The 15,979-nt window shown below is 74.6% G+C and carries 14 protein-coding genes; 7 read left to right on the top strand and 7 right to left on the bottom strand.

The features are described 5' to 3' along the window. Window positions 1-41 precede the first annotated feature (41 nt). Window positions 42-653 carry an ATP-binding protein gene (locus DDW44_RS13185; RefSeq protein WP_346657081.1) on the bottom strand — a complete coding sequence of 204 codons (612 nt, stop codon included), beginning with the start codon at window positions 651-653 and terminating at the stop codon, window positions 42-44. 239 nt (window positions 654-892) lie between these two features. On the opposite strand from DDW44_RS13185, the gene DDW44_RS13190 reads away from it, so the two are divergent. After that, window positions 893-1,492 carry a TetR/AcrR family transcriptional regulator gene (locus DDW44_RS13190; RefSeq protein ID WP_108906551.1) on the top strand — a complete coding sequence of 200 codons (600 nt, stop codon included), beginning with the start codon at window positions 893-895 and terminating at the stop codon, window positions 1,490-1,492. A 178-nt stretch (window positions 1,493-1,670) separates the two neighbouring features. After that, the gene (locus DDW44_RS13195; RefSeq protein WP_108906552.1) at window positions 1,671-2,165 is read left to right on the top strand and encodes a twin-arginine translocase TatA/TatE family subunit; all 495 of its coding nucleotides are present in this window, start codon (window positions 1,671-1,673) and stop codon (window positions 2,163-2,165) included. A gap of 147 nt (window positions 2,166-2,312) precedes the next feature. Here DDW44_RS13195 and tatA read toward each other — a convergent pair whose 3' ends face one another. Next, window positions 2,313-2,615 (bottom strand): Sec-independent protein translocase subunit TatA, encoded by a 303-nt coding sequence (tatA, locus tag DDW44_RS13200; RefSeq protein WP_108906553.1) that lies wholly within the window; start codon window positions 2,613-2,615, stop codon window positions 2,313-2,315. 113 nt (window positions 2,616-2,728) lie between these two features. Here tatA and DDW44_RS13205 point away from each other — a divergent pair, with 113 nt between their 5' ends. Further along, window positions 2,729-3,982: an LCP family protein gene (locus DDW44_RS13205; RefSeq protein ID WP_483027309.1), complete on the top strand. Its 1,254-nt coding sequence runs from the start codon at window positions 2,729-2,731 to the stop codon at window positions 3,980-3,982. Window positions 3,983-4,037: 55 nt separating this feature from the next. Here DDW44_RS13205 and DDW44_RS13210 read toward each other — a convergent pair whose 3' ends face one another. Both DDW44_RS13210 and DDW44_RS13215 read right to left on the bottom strand, forming a co-directional pair. Beyond that, window positions 4,038-6,881, bottom strand: coding sequence for a cation-translocating P-type ATPase (locus DDW44_RS13210; protein WP_108906555.1), 2,844 nt, complete (start codon window positions 6,879-6,881; stop codon window positions 4,038-4,040). A 5-nt stretch (window positions 6,882-6,886) separates the two neighbouring features. Continuing rightward, on the bottom strand, window positions 6,887-7,249 hold the full coding sequence (locus DDW44_RS13215) for an ArsR/SmtB family transcription factor (protein WP_108906556.1): 363 nt from the start codon (window positions 7,247-7,249) through the stop codon (window positions 6,887-6,889). A 354-nt stretch (window positions 7,250-7,603) separates the two neighbouring features. Between DDW44_RS13215 and DDW44_RS13220 the strand changes: the two genes are divergently transcribed. Further along, the gene (locus tag DDW44_RS13220) at window positions 7,604-9,826 is read left to right on the top strand and encodes an acetate--CoA ligase family protein (protein ID WP_108906557.1); all 2,223 of its coding nucleotides are present in this window, start codon (window positions 7,604-7,606) and stop codon (window positions 9,824-9,826) included. Then, window positions 9,817-10,797, top strand: a complete 981-nt coding sequence (locus DDW44_RS13225) for an enoyl-CoA hydratase/isomerase family protein (RefSeq protein ID WP_108906558.1) — start codon at window positions 9,817-9,819, stop codon at window positions 10,795-10,797. Before DDW44_RS13220 ends, DDW44_RS13225 begins: the two co-directional genes overlap by 10 nt. A gap of 162 nt (window positions 10,798-10,959) precedes the next feature. Here DDW44_RS13225 and DDW44_RS13230 read toward each other — a convergent pair whose 3' ends face one another. Both DDW44_RS13230 and DDW44_RS13235 read right to left on the bottom strand, forming a co-directional pair. Next, entirely contained in the window at window positions 10,960-11,601 is a 642-nt protein-coding gene (locus DDW44_RS13230; RefSeq protein WP_108906559.1) for a LysE family translocator, read from the bottom strand. Between the two features lie 210 nt (window positions 11,602-11,811). Then, window positions 11,812-12,432, bottom strand: coding sequence for a phosphoribosylanthranilate isomerase (locus tag DDW44_RS13235; protein WP_108906560.1), 621 nt, complete (start codon window positions 12,430-12,432; stop codon window positions 11,812-11,814). A 209-nt stretch (window positions 12,433-12,641) separates the two neighbouring features. On the opposite strand from DDW44_RS13235, the gene DDW44_RS13240 reads away from it, so the two are divergent. Continuing rightward, complete coding sequence (locus tag DDW44_RS13240) at window positions 12,642-13,295, top strand: flavin reductase family protein (protein WP_108906561.1); 654 nt, start codon at window positions 12,642-12,644, stop codon at window positions 13,293-13,295. Window positions 13,296-13,415: 120 nt separating this feature from the next. Here DDW44_RS13240 and DDW44_RS13245 read toward each other — a convergent pair whose 3' ends face one another. Continuing rightward, the gene (locus DDW44_RS13245; protein WP_108906562.1) at window positions 13,416-14,720 is read right to left on the bottom strand and encodes an MFS transporter; all 1,305 of its coding nucleotides are present in this window, start codon (window positions 14,718-14,720) and stop codon (window positions 13,416-13,418) included. Between the two features lie 215 nt (window positions 14,721-14,935). On the opposite strand from DDW44_RS13245, the gene DDW44_RS13250 reads away from it, so the two are divergent. Further along, window positions 14,936-15,952, top strand: a complete 1,017-nt coding sequence (locus DDW44_RS13250; protein ID WP_108906563.1) for a GlxA family transcriptional regulator — start codon at window positions 14,936-14,938, stop codon at window positions 15,950-15,952. Window positions 15,953-15,979: the final 27 nt, after the last annotated feature.

Below are 15,979 nucleotides of genomic sequence, written 5' to 3' on the forward strand. Positions count from 1 at the left end.
CAGCCGAGCCGGGCAGGCGGCCGGGCGCGCCTGCCGGGGTGTCAGGCGATCGCCGGCACGCTCGCGTTGAGTTCGAACCATGTCGTCTTGCCGGTGGCGGTGCGGCAGCTGCCCCAGGCGTCGGCGAGCGCGTCGAGGAGTCCGACGCCCCGGCCCCCCTCGGCCCAGCAGTCGGCCGAACCGCCCGCCGGGCCGTTGCTGGTGGTGTCCTCCACCTCGCAGCACAGGCGGCCGTCGCGAACCCGCAGGTTGAGCCGCAGGGGGCCGCGGGTGTGGCGCACGGAGTTGGTGACCAGCTCGCTGACCAGGAGTTCGACGGTCTCCTCCAGATCGGGCAACCCCCGCAGCCCCCAGGCGTCGAGCTGCGCGACCGCCAGGTGCCGTGCCCGGCGGACCGAGGCCGGCTCGCGCCGCAGGGGCCAGGAGGCCTCCCGGTCGGTGGCCCGGGCGCGAGGGAAGTCCAGTGGCCGCAGGGGCTGCGTCATACGGGACCAGAGCACCGCCTGACGGGCACGGAAGGACAGGGAGAGATCCGGTGGTTCGCCGTCGCAGGCCGCAACCCGCCTCGACCACCACGCGCTTCGACGACGGCACAGCCGGGCGCGGAGCCCCGTAGGGGATGACACGAGGCAGCCGATGGCGCGAGCAACCATGGGGACCAGTCCTTTCCTGACGGCCGACCGCACTCGATGCGGCGGGGAAGCGGGATACGGGATACGGGATACGGGATACGGGAAAAGCGTGGGGACGGGGAAATCGAGCGGGGGAGCGCGCTACGCGGCCGCGCTGCTCAGACAACTGTAGTGCGCACTACATTAAAGTGGGGGCAAAATAGGAATTCCGGACATGCGGCCCCCTCGGTGACCGCGCGCCCGCGAGCCGAGGAGCCCCGATGCCGCGCCCGCCCGATCTGGCCAAACGCCGTGAACTGCTCGAGCGGATCTACGACTACGTCGTCCGCAACGGTCTCTCCGGGCTATCCCTCCGCCCCCTCGCCGAGGAGCTGGGGACGAGCGACCGCATGCTGCTCTACTACTTCGGCACCAAGGAGCGGCTGATCGCGGAAGTCCTCGCGATGGACGACCGGCGCCCCATGCCGCGCGTCCGCGACCGGCTGAAGACCGCGGGGCCACCGGAGGACGCCGCCGGCATGCGGCGCCTGATGGAGGAGGTGTGGCAGCTCTTCACCGACCCCGACCTCCGGGCGTCCTTCCCGCTGCACCTCGAGGTGATGTCCGACAGCCTGCTCCACCCCGAACGGTACGGGCCGGTCCTGAAGGACATCGTCGCCCAGTGGACGGACCTGCTCACTTCCGCCCTCCTGGGCACCGGCGTACCGGAAGACCGCGCGCGGAGCCACGCCACCCTGCTGGTCGGCGCCATCTTCGGCCTGCTGCTGGCTCCGCTCACCAACGGCCGCTGGGACGACGCCACGGCGGCCTACCACGATCTCCTCGACTGCCTCGAACCGGCCTGGCGCGCCGCTCGCTGACACCCGACGGCGCCCCGACAGCCCCCGACGGCGCCCGGCGGCCCCCTGCGGCGCCCGGCGATGCCCGGCGATGCCCGATGACATCGTGTGTGATTTCATCGATTGCGCAATACTGCACGTATTGAGCCTGTCGGCGTCGAGGATGCCGAGGGCACCGTCCGGACGTGAGGGGTGACGGATGTTCGCCGATGTGAGTCCGCTGAAGCTGATCGTTCTGGCCGCCCTCGGCTTCCTCCTGTTCGGCCCCGAGAAGCTGCCGGGAGCCGTCCGGAACGGGCTGGCCCTCCTCCGCGCGGTACGGGAGTTCTCCGGCAGCACGCAGGAGCGGATCCGGTCCGAGTGGGGACCGGAGTTCGCGGACTTCGAGTTCCGGGACATGGACCCGAGGACGCTGCTGCGCCGGCACCTGCAGTCCGGCGACCCCCTCGGGCTCGACGAGATCCGTACCGCTCTCGACCCGAGGACGGACATGGCACATGCCGCAGCCGCGACACGCGAGGCGGCGGGCGGCGCCGCGGCCCGGCCTGCGGCACACGACCACCCGCTGGGGAGGGACCGCCCGGCGGGGTCCTTGGCGAGGGACCGCCCGGCCGGGCCCCCGGTGAGGGACCGGGCAGCCGGGGCGCCCGCGTCACCGCCACAGCCATCGCCGTTCGACCCCGAAGCCACCTGACCTTCGGCGCCGGCCGACCCGGACGCGCCGGACCGGACGCCGCGGGCCCGGACGACGCGGGCCCGGACGCGCGGGCCCGGACCGCCGCCGGACCGGGCCGCCACCCGCGCCCGCCCTGCGGAGCTCGGCGTACGCACCGCGCACGGCTCAGTGGGCGCCCTCCTCCCCGGTGGCCGGGCGCGCGGCGGCCGGACCCGCGGGGGGCGGATCGCCGGGCGCGGCGCGGACGCCGACGCCGTCCGAAGCGGAGAGCCGGGGTGCGGTTCCGGACGCCGGCGGCCGGGCCGTCTCGGCGCCGTCGTCCTTCATCGCCCTGGCCTCGCTCTTGAGGATCCGCAGGGACTTGCCCAGGGCGCGTGCGGTGTCCGGCAGCCGCTTGGCGCCGAACAGCGCGAAGGCGACGGCCACCAGGATCACCAGGTGCCAGGGCTCCAACGCGTTGCGGAACATGGCCCACTTCCTCTCCGTGCGGGGCGGCGGGCATCCGGGACCGGACCCGCCACGATTATTGCCATATTGCGCAACCGTACAACCAATTGCCGCGATCGGTCGTCCTCTCAGACATGAGTCGCAGCAAGACGCGAACCCGCCCGACGACGACCGGCCACAGGAGGAGCCCGCGCCACCGGAGGACGGCACCGAGGCGGCGCGGCCGGACCCGAGGGCAGGGCCGCCGGCGCACCGCGGTGCTGCTGGCCGTCCCGGCGGCCGTGCTCGCACTGGTCGTCGCCGGCGTCGGCTGGGCGTACCTCAGGCTGGACGGCAGCATCGCCACCTTCGGCGCGGACGGCGTCGCCCACGACCGTCCCGAGCAGGGCTCGTCCGGGGCGATGAACGTCCTCGTCATCGGCTCCGACGCACGCGTCTCGGGCAACGCCGCGCTGGGCGGGGGCGCCAAGGACGACGCGGGGCGCTCGGACACCGCGTTCCTGCTCCACGTCTACGCCGACCACCGGCACGCCCTGGCCGTGTCGATCCCCCGCGACACCCTGGTCGACATCCCGCCCTGCCGGCTCCCGGACGGAAGCTGGACGGGAACGCGCAGGAACGTGATGTTCAACGAGGCCTACTCGGTCGGGCAGACACCCGAGGGCAACCCCGCCTGCACGCAGAACACGGTGGAGAAGCTGACCGGGCTGCGCGTCGACCACACCGTCGTCGTCGACTTCAAGGGCTTCGCGACCCTCACCGACGTCGTGGGAGGGGTGCCGGTGTGCCTGCCCGGCGACGTCTACGAGAAGGACCTCGACCCGACGCGCGCCACCCGCGGCAAGCTGCTGCTGCACAAGGGAAAGCAGACCGTCTCCGGGCGCACGGCACTCGACTACGTGCGCGTCCGGCACGGCATCGGCGACGGCTCGGACATCGGCCGCATCAGGCGGCAGCAGGCTTTCGCGGCAAGCCTGGTCCGGCAGGTGAAGAGCGAGGGGCTGACCCCGTCGAAGCTGCTGCCGCTCGCGGAGGCGGCGTCGAAGTCGATGACCGTCGACCCGGGACTCGGGTCCCCCGACAAGCTGGTCGGGTTCGCGATGTCGCTGAAGGACGTGGACCTGTCCGACATCCGCTTCGTCACCGTCCCCTGGCGGTACGAGGGGCAGCGCGTCGCCCTCGTCCAGCCGGACGCCGACGCCCTGTGGCGCGCCGTCAAGGACGACCGGGCCCTCGATGGCGGTGCCGTCCGCGACGGCGGCCCGTCGCCCTCCGCCGAGAAGGCCCGACCGGACGCCGGAGCGTCGAAGCCTGCGCTCCCGAAGGGTGCGGCGGACGGCTCCCGCTCCGCCGACGACGACCTGTGCTCGGGCCTCTCCTACGGGTGACCGGTGCCTGCCCTGCGGGGGAGAAGGGCCGGCCCTGCGGGGGCAGGCGCCGGCCTCACACGGCCGCACCCCGCCGGCGCCCCGCACGGCCTCCGCCACCCGCGCCGTCGGGCGGCGTCCCCGCCCCCGCCGCGCCGCGTCCCCGCAGGACGGTCAGCACCGCCGCGTACCCGGCGAGCACCGCGCCGAGCAGCAGATAGCAGTGGACCGGCAGGGCCGTCAGGGCGAGCGGCGGTCCGAGCGGCGTGAGCGGCAGCACCACCCCGGTCGCGGCCAGGGCGAGCGCCGCCCAGCCGACCGGGCCGGGCGTGCGGCCCCGGGCGGTGCGGCGGCCGGTGCGCAGCAGCACCATCACCAGCGCCTGGGTCAGCAGGTTCTCGGTGAACCAGCCGGAGTGGAACGCGGCGGTGCCGCCCGGGCCGTGCGGGGCGAGGGCGAGAACGGCGAGGGTGGCGAGGTCGGCAGCCGCGTTGAGGGCGCCGAAGCCCGTGACGAACCGCAGCAGTGCGCGCGCGTCCGGTGCGGCGGGGCGGCGCAGTACCGCCGGGTGCGGACGGTCGCTCGCGAAGGACACCTGAGCCGCGTCGAAGCACAGGTTCTGCACCAGCACCAGGGCCGGAAGCATGGGCGGGAAGGAGGTGAGCAGGCCGACCACGAGCACCGCGACCGCGTTGCCGAGGTTCGCGGACAGGCTGACGCGCAGATACGTGGTGACGTTGGCGCTGGAACGCCGCCCCGCGTCGACGGCGTGGCCGAGGTTGCCGAGGTCCCTGTCGGCGAGCACCACGTCCGCCGTCTCCCGGACCGCGGGCACGGCGTCGCGCGGGGAGATCCCGACGTCGGCGACGCGCAGCGCCGGCAGGTCGTTGACGCCGTCGCCGAGGAATCCGACGGTGTGCCCGCCGGTGCGCAGGGCGGCGGCGATCCGCGCCTTGTGCTCGGGGGCGCACCTGGCGAAGACGGTGGTGCGGCCGGCCGCCTCGGCGAGTTCGCGGTCGCCGAGCCCGTCCACGTGGTCGGCCGTGAGCACGCGGTCGGCGTCCACCGGCATCCCCAGGTCGCGGCAGGCGCGCAGCGCGGTGCCCGGATGGTCGCCGGTGAGGATCTTGACGGCGACGCCCCGGTCGGCGAGTGCCGCCAGGGCACCTGCGGCGGTGGGGGCCACGGCGTCCCGCAGGGTGACGAAGCCGCGGAAGGTCAGGCCGCGCGGGTCGCCGGGCGCGAGCGCCCGGGACAGGCGGGCGGGTCGTTCGGCGGTGGCCACCGCCAGGACGCGCAGGCCCCGCTCCGCCTGGCGTGCGCCGAGCGCGAGCAGCCGTCGGCGCTCCGGCCCGGTGGTCGCGCAGCGCTCGAGGACCGCCTCGGGGGCGCCCTTGACGACCACGGTGTGCGTGCCGATCCGCCCCGGGGTGCGGACGACGGCGACGGCCAGGCGCCGCACCGGGTCGAACGGCTGCGCCGCCACGCCCTCGTACGCCTCGGGGGCCAGGCCCTCGACCGCCTCGGGGTCGCGCTCGTACGCCGCCCGGCCCTCGTACGCCGCGAGGTCGCACTCGTAAGCCTCGGGGGCCAGGCCCTCGTACGCCTCAAGGTCGCACTCGTACGCCGCGCCCAGGACCGCCCCGCCCACGCCCGGCGCGGAGTCGCCCTCGTACACACCGCCCGCGTCCGCCGCGTCCAGGACCGCCTCGTCGAGGGCGTCCGGGGCGGGCAGGTCGGCGAGCTGGAGGGTCCACCAGGCGTTCACCGCGGCCCAGTGCAGCACCTCCGGGTCGTGGCGGCCCTCCGCGTCCAGGGCGCCGTCGACGGTGGGCCGGTCCTGCGTGAGGGTGCCGGTCTTGTCCAGGCACAGCACGTCGACGGCGCCGAGGTCGTGCAGCGCCGGCAGCCGCCGTACCAGCACCCCGCGGGTACGGGCCAGCGCCGAGGCACCTCGCGCCAGGCAGGTGGTGACGACGACCGGGAGCATCTCCGGGACCACGGCCACGGCCACCGCGACGGCGAACGGCACCGTCGCCAGGCCGGGTCCGCGCAGCGCCGCGTCGGCGAGCAGCACCAGCGGCGGCACGAGCAGCATGAAGCGGACCAGAGCCCAGGAGACGCCGTGCACACAGGTGTCGAAGGCGCTCGGCCCGCGCCGGGCGGCGGCCAGAGCGCGCGCGGCGGCGAACCGGGTCCGCTCGCCGGTCTCGACCACCACGGCGGTGCCGCTGCCGGACGCGACACCGCTGCCCTGGAAGCACAGCTGCGGACGGTCGAACGGTCCGCCGCCCTCCGGGGTGGCCGAGTCGGCGGCGTCCTTCGGGACCGGGGAGGACTCGCCGGTGAGCTCCGCCTGGTGTACGGAGAGGCCGTGCGATCTCAGCAGGCGCACATCGGCCGGCACCGGGTCGCCGGGGCCCAGACGGATCACATCGCCGGGCACCAGTTCGTCCACCGGGATCTCCCGCTCCACCGGCGCGGATTCCCCGTCGGCGCGGCGCAGCACGGTGGCCGTGGTGACGACGAGGGCGCGCAGCGCCGCCAGCGACCGGTCGGCCCGGCACTCCCCGTGCGCGCGCAGCGCACCGCTGACGGCGACCAGCGCGAGGACCACACAGGCGGTGCCCCAGGAGGCCACGACCGCCGAGACCAGGCCGACGCACAGCAGCACGGCGGTGAAGGGGTCGCGCAGGCCGCGGGCGAAGAGCCGCGGCCAGGACGGTCCGCGGTGGGCGGGAACCGTGTTCGGCCCCCAGCGGGCCAGGCGTTCCTCGGCCTCCGGCTCGGTCAGGCCGCGCGTACCGCAGTCGAGCCGCCGCAGCACCTGCAGGACGGTCGGCGTGCCCGGCTCCGCGCTCCCGGCGCCGGAGGACGGGGCGTGCCGGGATGCCGCGGCCTTCTCGGGCACGGGCCGCACGCCGCTCAGGCGCCGGTCCGGCGCAGCCGGGCCACCGGCGCGGAGGTCTCACCGGCGCGGGCGGCGAGTTGCCCCACCATCAGCCGGACGACGGTGACGATGTCGGGGTCGTCGACGACGTACACCTGGCGGCGGCCTTCGCGGCGGGCCCGCACCAGACCGGCCAGCTTGAGCTTGGTGAGGTGCTGGCTGACGGCGGGCAGCGCCCCGCCGACGCGTTCCGCGAGCCGGGTCACGTCGCTCTCGCCCTGGGACAGCGCCCACACGATGTGCAGCCGGGCCGACGACGCCAGCAGCCCGAAGGCCGCGGCAGCCTCGGCCAGCACCTCGGCGGACGGGTCATCGAAGCTCTCGCGGTCCGCTGCCACAGCCACCTCCCGTTCCGTCCGATCGTCACCACCGCGCTCGCGCCAGTCTAGGCGCCTCATCGGGAACGCCCCGGCGTCCACGGGACGGGCGGGTGACCGCCGCCACCGCCACCGCCACCGCCACCGTTACCGCCAGCGTTCCGGCCGACCACGCCCCCGCATCCGGCCATCCTGCGTCCAGCCCTCCCCGGAGCCGGTTCCTCCCCGGGCCCGCCGGGCAGGCATCCCCGCGCGCCCCGCCCGGCAGGGCCTCCACGCCCTTTCCCGCGCCCGGACAGTTCCTGACATGCCGTCAGTTCGATAATCTGACTATGCGTCAGTAACTTGGCCGACGAGCAGGGAGCGGGCGGAACGATGCTTGGATCAACCCACGGCACCTTGACCACCGACCTCCGCGCCCGGGTGGTGGCCTGCGGGCAGCAGACCGGCGCAGCCGTCCACGGCTCCACCGCCGCCGAGGGCGACCTCGACGTCAGCGGCCGCCCGCTGTACGCGCCCGTACCCGATCTCGACCGCTTCTTCCGCCCCGAGGCGGTCGCCGTCGTGGGTGCCTCCGACCGCGAAGGCCGGCCCAACACCGGGATCACCCGGCAGCTGATCGCCTGGGCCGAGCGGGTCGGGGCGAGACTGCACCCGGTTCATCCGGCGCGTACCACCGTGTTCGGGCTGCCCTGCGTCCCGTCCGTCGCGGAACTGCCCGAGCCCGTGGATCTCGCCGTGCTGCTGGTGGGCGATCCGCTGCCCGTGATCGGGCAACTCGGCCAGGCGAAGGCGAGGTTCGCCGTGGCCTTTGCGTCCGGGTTCGCCGAGACCGGCGAGGCCGGTGCCGACGCCCAGCGGCTGCTCGCCGCGGCGGCGGAGCGGTCCGGGCTGCGGCTGCTCGGCCCGAACACCAACCTCAACGCCTTCGAGCGGTTCCGCGACGACCTCGACGGCCCCGCCATCGCGCTGATCACCCAGTCCGGCCACCAGGGGCGCCCGGTGTTCACCATGCAGGAACTCGGCGTACGGCTCTCCCACTGGGCGCCGACGGGCAACGAGGCGGACCTGGAGACCGCGGACTTCATCGCGTACTTCGCGGGACGGCCCGAGGTCGGCGCCATCGCCTGCTACATGGAGGGCATCAAGGACGGCCGTTCGTTCCTGCTGGCCGCGGACCGGGCCGCCCGCAGCCGCGTCCCCGTCGTCGCGGTCAAGGTGGGCCGCACCGAGGCCGGTGCCCGGACTGCCGCCACCCACACCGGCAAACTCACCGGCGCCGACCGGGTCGTTGACGCGGCGATGCGCCAGTACGGGGTGATCCGCGTCGACGCACTCGACGAACTCCAGGACACCGCCGCCCTGCTGGCCCGGGCGCGCAGGCCCACGGCCGACGGGGTCGCCGTCTACTCGATCTCCGGCGGCACCGGCGCGCACTTCGCGGACCTCGCCAGCGCGGCGGGGCTGCGGCTGCCCGAACTGCCCGCCGCCCGCCGGGCCGAACTGCACCAGTGGATACCGGAGTACCTGAACGTCGCCAACCCCGTCGACAGCGGCGGGCACCCCGTCGGCGACTGGCGCGGCAGGAAGATCATCGACGCGATCCTCGCCGATCCCGGCGTCGGCGTGCTGGTCTGCCCGATCACCGGCCCCTTCCCGCCCATGAGCGACCGGCTCGCCCAGGACCTGGTGGACGCGGCCGAAGCCACGGAGAAGCTGGTGTGCGTGGTGTGGGGATCGCCGGTCGGGACGGAGGAGGCGTACCGGACGACGCTGCTCGGCTCGTCCCGGGTGGCCACCTTCCGCACCTTCGGCAACTGCGTCACGGCGATCAGGGCGTACCTCGACCACCACCGCTTCAGCACCGGCTACCGCTCCCCGTTCGACGAGGCGCCCCGCACCCTCTCCCCCTCCTTCCGCAAGGCGCAGGCGCTGCTCCGCCCCGGCCACCGGCTCAGCGAGCACGCGGCGAAGCAGCTGCTGCGGGCGTACGGGATCCGGGTGCCGCGCGAGCAGCTGGTGACCAGCGCGGCGGCCGCGGTGCGGGCCGCGGGGCTGGTCGGCTACCCGGTGGTCATGAAGGCGTCCGCGCCGCGGCTCGCGCACAAGACGGAGCTGGGCCTGGTGAGGATCGGGCTGACCTCGGCCAGCCAGGTACGCGACACCTACCGCGAACTGACCGACATCGCCCGGTACGAGGGCGTGGACCTCGACGGCGTCCTCGTCTGCCAGATGGTCGAGCGCGGGGTGGAGATGGTCGTCGGCGTCGCGCAGGACGAGCTGTTCGGGCCGACGGTGACGGTCGGGCTCGGCGGAGTGCTCGTGGAGGTGCTGCGTGACGTGGCGGTGCGGGTACCGCCCTTCGGAGAGGAGGAGGCCCGCTCGATGCTCGCCGAACTGCGCGGACGGGCCCTCCTGGACGGCGTCAGGGGCGGGCCGCCGGTGGACGTGGACGCGCTCGTCGAGGTCGTCCTGCGGGTCCAGCGGATGGCGCTCGAACTCGGTGGGGAACTCTCCGAGCTGGACATCAACCCCCTGATGGTCCTGCCGCGCGGACAGGGCGCGGTGGCACTGGACGCGCTGGCGGTGTGCCGGTGAGCGAGGGGCGGCGGGCGGTCGCCGATCCGGGGCCGGACACCCGTCCGGTGCCGGACACCCGTCCCGCGCCGGACACCCGTCCCGCGCCGGACGAGGAGCGGCGGGCGGCGCGGGGCGTACTGCACCGCACGGAGAACGGGGTCTCGTGGATCACGCTCGACCGGCCCGAGGTGATGAACGCCGTCAGCCGGGAGCAGCGCGAGCGGATCATCGCCCTCCTCACCAACGCCTCGGCGGATCCGGCCGTCAGGGCCGTCGTGATCACCGCGACGGGCAGGGGCTTCTGCGCCGGAGCGGATCTGCGCGGCGAGCGTCCCGAAGCATCCGCGACCGGGAGCCCGGCGGACGGGGGCCACACGTCCGGGAGCGCCGCGTCCGATGTGTCCCCGGCCGGCGGGCGGGAGCGCGTCCCCGGTGACGTGGCCCGGATGATCCGGCTCGGGGCCCAGCCGTTCATCGCCGCCGTCCTGGACTGCGAGAAGCCGGTGATCGCCGCGGTGAACGGCACGGCGGCGGGCATCGGAGCGCATCTGGCCTTCGCCTGCGACCTGGTCCTGGCCTCCGAATCCGCCCGCTTCATCGAGGTGTTCGTACGGCGCGGGCTCGTCCCCGACGGGGGTGGGGCGTATCTGCTGCCGCGGCTGGTCGGGCCGCAGCGCGCGAAGGAGCTGATGTTCTTCGGGGACGCGCTGTCCGCGGTCGACGCCGAGCGGATGGGGCTCGTCAACCGGGTCGTGGCGGCGGACGATCTGGAGAAGACCGCCCGCGCGTGGGCCGAGCGCCTGGCCCAGGGCCCGACCAGGGCCCTCGCGCTCACCAAGCACCTGGTGAACGCGTCCCTCGACACCGACCGGGCCTCCGCGTTCGCGGCTGAGGCCTCGGCGGTGGAGATCGCCATGACGACGCGCGACGCGAACGAGGGAGTGGCGAGCTTCGTGGAGCGGCGGACGCCGGAGTACCGGGGGCGGTAGATCGTGCCGCCGCTCGGGGCGGCTCCCGGACGGCGCGGGCGGGCTCCGGACGGCGCGGGCGCGTTCCGGGCGTACGAGCACGCTCCGGACGGCACGGGCGCGTTCCGGACGGTACGAGCACGCCCCGGACGGTTACGAGCACGCTCCGGGCGCCGCGCCCGTTCAGTCCTTGCGGCCGGTCGCCGCGACGGCGACTCCGAGACCGATCATCGTCAGTCCGCCGACGCCACCGACCGAGCCGAGCCGCTGCGGTGACCGGGCGAACCAGCTCCGCGCGGTCGCCGCGACCAGGCCCCATACGCTGTCGCAGACCAGCGCGATGACGTTGAAGACCAGACCCAGCAGCAGCATCTGCAGCACGACGTGTCCGGCCCCGCGGTCCACGAACTGCGGCAGTACGGCGGCGAAGAACACGATCGTCTTCGGGTTCGCCACCCCGACCGCGAAGCCCTCCCACAACGTGCGCGCGCTCCCCTGCCCGCCGGGGCCGTCGTCCGCGACCGCCGACAGCAGGGACTTCCGCTGCCGTACCGCCTTGGCCCCGAGGTACACGAGGTACCCCGCACCCGCGAGCTTCAGCGCCGTGAACACCAGGACGGACCGCTCCACGACGGTCCCGACCCCGAGGGCGACGCCCACGACGAGCACATAGGCCCCGAGCGTGTTCCCGACGACCGTGGTCAGCGCGGCACGGCGCCCCTGCGCCAGCGCACGCCCGATCACGAACAGCACGCTGGGGCCCGGAATCACGATCAGCAGGAACGAAACGGCCGCGAAGGCCGTCAGACGGTCGGTGAACACCATCAGGCCATGGAACCCGGGGGACGGCCTCCCCGCGACCCGTTTCCCGGCCGTCGCCGCCCGCCGTACCGACGCGGGGTCCGCTGAACGGTCCGCTGAGCGGGCCGCTGATCGGTCCACGGATCAGTCCGCCGCCGGCCCGTCCGGCCGGACGGGAAACGGCGCTCCCCGTGCCGAGAAGGTGCCCGTTCCACGGCGACGAGTCGCCGACGGTCAGGACTCCGTGCGAGCGCCGCGAGCGGCCGCGATGAACGCCGTGATCAGTTCGGGGCTCTTCACCCCGCGGCTGGTCTCGATGCCGCTGGAGACGTCCACGCCCCAGGGGCGGGCCGTGTGCACCGCCGCCGCGACGTTGTGCGGGGCGAGTCCGCCGGCGAGCAGCCAGCGCTGCCCGGGGGCCGGGAGCTGCTTGCCGGTGAGGTCCCAGGCCTCGCCCGCGCCGGGCACGGGCGCGTCGAGCAGGAGGATGTCCTCGCCGCGCTCGCCGTACCGCGGTACCTCGCCCTTGACCGCTGCCCCCCGGATCAGGGTGCGGCCGTCCGGACGCAGGGCGTCGTAGTACGCGAGGTCCTCCCCGCCGTGCAGCTGGACGGCGCGCATGCCGGTCTCGTCCAGCAGTGCGCGGGCTTCTGCCGGCGGCTGGTCGCGGAAGACGCCGACCGTCAGGACACCGTCGGGCACCCGGGCGGCGAGCCGGCGCGCGGTGCCGGCGTCGACGCGGCGCGGGCTCTCGGCGAAGACGAAGCCGATGGCGTCGGCACCGGCCTCGACGGCGGCTTCGACGTCCCGCTCCGTGCGCAGACCGCAGACCTTGACGAACAGGGGTGTGCCCATGTCGGTGCTTCTCCGTAAACCGCGGCGTCGGCTGGTCGGTCGCCACGCTACCGGGTGCGGAGTGCGCCCGGCCGGTCCACCGGGTCATGACCGCGCCCCGCACCGATGCTCGGGGGCCGGTGGCGGGCAGGCTTCGGAGAGGTAGCCGAGGAGACTTCTCAACTGACGTATCGTCAGTTTCAATGGGTGCTGTGATGGGACACGCAGGGATGGCCGCGACCGCCGTCCGCTACCTCCGCTCCACCGGTACCGCCGGTACCGCCGGTACCGGCGGCGCCGCCGCGGCGGCCGGACCGCCGTACGGCGCACCGCCTCGTCCCGCGCTGCGGGCCGTCGGGGAGGACGAGAGACCACCGGTCGCCCCCGCCGAGTTCCGCCGGGTGCTCGGGCACTTCGCGAGCGGGGTCACCGTCGTCACGGCCCACGACGAGGCGGGCGGCGGACCGGCGGGCCTCGCCTGCCAGTCCTTCGCATCGCTGTCGCTCGATCCGCCCCTGGTGGTGTTCATGGTCGCCCGTACGTCGGCGACCTGGCCGCGCATCGCCCGCGCCGGGGCGTTCTGCGTCAACGTGCTCGGAGCGCATCAGGATGCGCTGTGCCGTGCGTTCGCGGTGAGCGGCGCCGACAAGTTCGCGGGCGTCGCCCACACCCCCGCCCCCGTGACCGGCTCCCCCCGGCTCGCCTCCGTCCCCGCCTGGATCGACTGCACGATCAGCGCGGTCCACACCGGCGGCGACCATCTGATCGTGGTGGGGCGGGTGGAGGCCCTGGGCGCCGCGGAGGACGGCGATCCGCTGCTGTTCCACCGAGGGCGGTTCGGCCGCTTCGAGCGCTCCGAGCGCTCCGAGCGCTCCGAGGCGTAGGCGCGGTGCGGCGCGAGCAGCCCGTGCACCACCAGAGCATGTGAGGCAACGGGCCGCTTCAGTCGGCAACGTCCGTCGCCTGCCCGCAGCCCGCTCAGACCGCCACCGCGCGGCCTGGCCTCAGACCGCCACCGACCGCGAAGGCGCCCCCCGCCGGATCACCAGCGCCATCAGGGCCGCCGCCGCGCACAGGGCTCCGGAGGCGTACCAGACCACGTCATAGCTGCCGAACACGTCGCGGGCGACGCCGCCCGCGAAGGCGACGGCCGCGGCGCCGACCTGGTGGGAGGCGAGGACCCAGCCGAACACGATCGCGCCCCGGTCGCCGTAGTGCTCCCGGCACAGCGCGATCGTCGGCGGGACGGTGGCGACCCAGTCGAGGCCGTAGAACACGATGAAGAAGACCATCGGCGGGTGCACGGACGGCGCCAGCAGCATCGGCAGGAAGAGCAGCGAGACGCCGCGCAGCGCGTAGTAGACGGCGAGCAGCCGGCGGGTGTCGAAGCGGTCGGTGAACCAGCCGGAGGCGATCGTTCCGACGACGTCGAAGACACCGATGACCGCGAGCAGCGAGGCGGCGGCCGTGATGGGCATGCCGTGGTCGTGGGCGGCCGGGACGAAGTGCGTCTGGACGAGGCCGTTCGTCGAGGCGCCGCAGATCGCGAAGGTGCCCGCCAGCAGCCAGAAGGGGCCCGTCCGCGCGGCGGAGAACAGCACGGACAGGGCGCGCCGGGCCGCGCCGGGCACCGGCGCCGGCTTGGGCACGAACTCCTTCGACCCGTACGGGGCGAGCCCCACGTCCGCCGGGTGGTCGCGCAGCAGCAGCCAGACGAACGGGACGACGGCCAGCGCGGCGAGCGCGACCGTGACGGCCGCGGGCCGCCACTGGTGCTCCTGGACGATCCAGGACAGCGCGGGGAGGAAGACCAGCTGCCCGGACGCGGCGGCGGCCGTCAGGATGCCGGTGACCAGGCCCCTGCGTTCGGCGAACCAGCGGTTCGTGACCGTCGCGGCGAAGGCCAGGGCCATCGAGCCGGTGCCGAGTCCGACGAGCAGGCCCCAGCAGAGCAGCAGCTGCCAGGCCGCCGTCATCCACACCGTCAGGCCCGAGCCGAGGGCGATCAGCGTCAGCGCGGCCGCCACGACCCTGCGGATGCCGTACCGGTCCATCAACGCGGCGGCGAACGGCGCGGTGAGCCCGTACAGCGCCAGATTGACCGAGACCGCGAGCCCGACCGTGCCACGTGACCAGCCGAACTCCTCGTGCAGCGGGTCGATCAGCAATCCCGGCAGGGACCGGAAGGCGGCAGCACCGGTGATCGTGACGAAGGTGACGGCTACGACGAACCAGGCGCGATGGACGCGACGGCGACGGCGGGCCGCCTCCCCGGAGGGGGAGGCGGCGGGGGATGCGGGGTGAGCCAAGGCGGCGTGGGCCGAGGCGGCGTGAGCCGAAGCGGGGTGGGCCGAAGCGGGGTGGGCCGAGGTGGGGTGGGCCGAAGCGGCGTGAGCCGAAGCGGTGGGGGCCGAGGTGGGGTGATCTGCGGGGAGATCGCTTGTCTGGGGCACGTCATCAGCATCCGTACGGTCGCCCGTCCGGAACGAGTGGCCCGACGGACAGCATTCGATAGGATCGGGCCATGGCCCGGAAACAGCCGCCCGCCCCCGCGCGCACCGCTCCTCCCCGCCACCGGGTCGTCGTGCTCGCGCTCGACGGCTGCCTCCCCTTCGAGCTGGGCATTCCGCAGCGGATCTTCGGCCGCGCGGAGGACGCCGCCGGACGGAAGCCGTACGAGGTGGTGACCTGTTCGGTGCGACCGCCCGGGCCGGTCCGCACCGACGCCGACTTCTCCGTCCTGGTGGAGAACGGCCCGGAGGCCCTGGCCACCGCCGACACCGTGATCGTGCCGGCGTCGTACGAGCTCGGCCCCGTCCACACCGAGGGCACGCTCACCCCCGAACTGGCCGCCGCCCTGGCCCGGTTGCGGCCCGGCACCCGGAAGGTGTCGATCTGCACCGGCGGGTACGTCCTCGCCGCGGCGGGGTTCCTCGACGACCGGCCCGCGACGACGCACTGGGCGTCGGCGGGGCACTTCCAGAAGACCTTCCCGAAGGTCCGGGTGGACGCGGACGTGCTCTTCATCGACGACGGGGACGTGCTGACGTCCGCCGGGGTGGCCGCGGGCATCGACCTCTGCCTGCACATCGTGCGCCGGGACCACGGCACCGCCGTCGCCAACGACGTCGCACGGCGCACGGTCGTCCCCCCGCACCGGGACGGCGGCCAGGCCCAGTACGTCCGCCGCCCCGTGCCCGAGCCGCACACCGCGACCACGTCGGCGGCCCGGGCGTGGGCGCTGGCACACCTCCACGAGCCGATCCGGCTGCGCGACCTGGCCGACCGGGAGTCCATGTCGGTACGGACCTTCACGCGCCGCTTCCGCGAGGAGACGGGGGTGAGCCCCGGCCGGTGGCTGGCCCGGCAGCGCGTGGAGCGGGCCCGGCAGCTGCTGGAGTCCACCGGGCTGCCCATGGACCGGGTGGCCCGCGACTCGGGGTTCGGTACGGCGCAGTCGATGCGCCAGCACCTGACGGCGGCGCTGGGCGTGGCGCCGACGGTCTACCGGCGGACGTTCCGGGCGACGGCCGCGCGCTGACCGCGTCCCGGGCCTCCTCCCCGGCGC

It is taken from the genome of Streptomyces tirandamycinicus, assembly GCF_003097515.1.
Classification (GTDB): Bacteria; Actinomycetota; Actinomycetes; order Streptomycetales; family Streptomycetaceae; genus Streptomyces; species Streptomyces tirandamycinicus.

What these genes read in the sequence shown, in the direction of transcription:
- DDW44_RS13185 (WP_346657081.1), bottom strand. Translation starts at nt 653, where the DNA reads ATGGTTGCTCGCGCCATCGGCTGCCTCGTGTCATCCCCTACGGGGCTC.
- DDW44_RS13190 (WP_108906551.1), top strand. Translation starts at nt 893, where the DNA reads ATGCCGCGCCCGCCCGATCTGGCCAAACGCCGTGAACTGCTCGAGCGG.
- DDW44_RS13195 (WP_108906552.1), top strand. Translation starts at nt 1,671, where the DNA reads ATGTTCGCCGATGTGAGTCCGCTGAAGCTGATCGTTCTGGCCGCCCTC.
- tatA (WP_108906553.1), bottom strand. Translation starts at nt 2,615, where the DNA reads ATGTTCCGCAACGCGTTGGAGCCCTGGCACCTGGTGATCCTGGTGGCC.
- DDW44_RS13205 (WP_483027309.1), top strand. Translation starts at nt 2,729, where the DNA reads ATGAGTCGCAGCAAGACGCGAACCCGCCCGACGACGACCGGCCACAGG.
- DDW44_RS13220 (WP_108906557.1), top strand. Translation starts at nt 7,604, where the DNA reads ATGCTTGGATCAACCCACGGCACCTTGACCACCGACCTCCGCGCCCGG.
- DDW44_RS13230 (WP_108906559.1), bottom strand. Translation starts at nt 11,601, where the DNA reads ATGGTGTTCACCGACCGTCTGACGGCCTTCGCGGCCGTTTCGTTCCTG.
- DDW44_RS13235 (WP_108906560.1), bottom strand. Translation starts at nt 12,432, where the DNA reads ATGGGCACACCCCTGTTCGTCAAGGTCTGCGGTCTGCGCACGGAGCGG.
- DDW44_RS13240 (WP_108906561.1), top strand. Translation starts at nt 12,642, where the DNA reads ATGGCCGCGACCGCCGTCCGCTACCTCCGCTCCACCGGTACCGCCGGT.
- DDW44_RS13250 (WP_108906563.1), top strand. Translation starts at nt 14,936, where the DNA reads ATGGCCCGGAAACAGCCGCCCGCCCCCGCGCGCACCGCTCCTCCCCGC.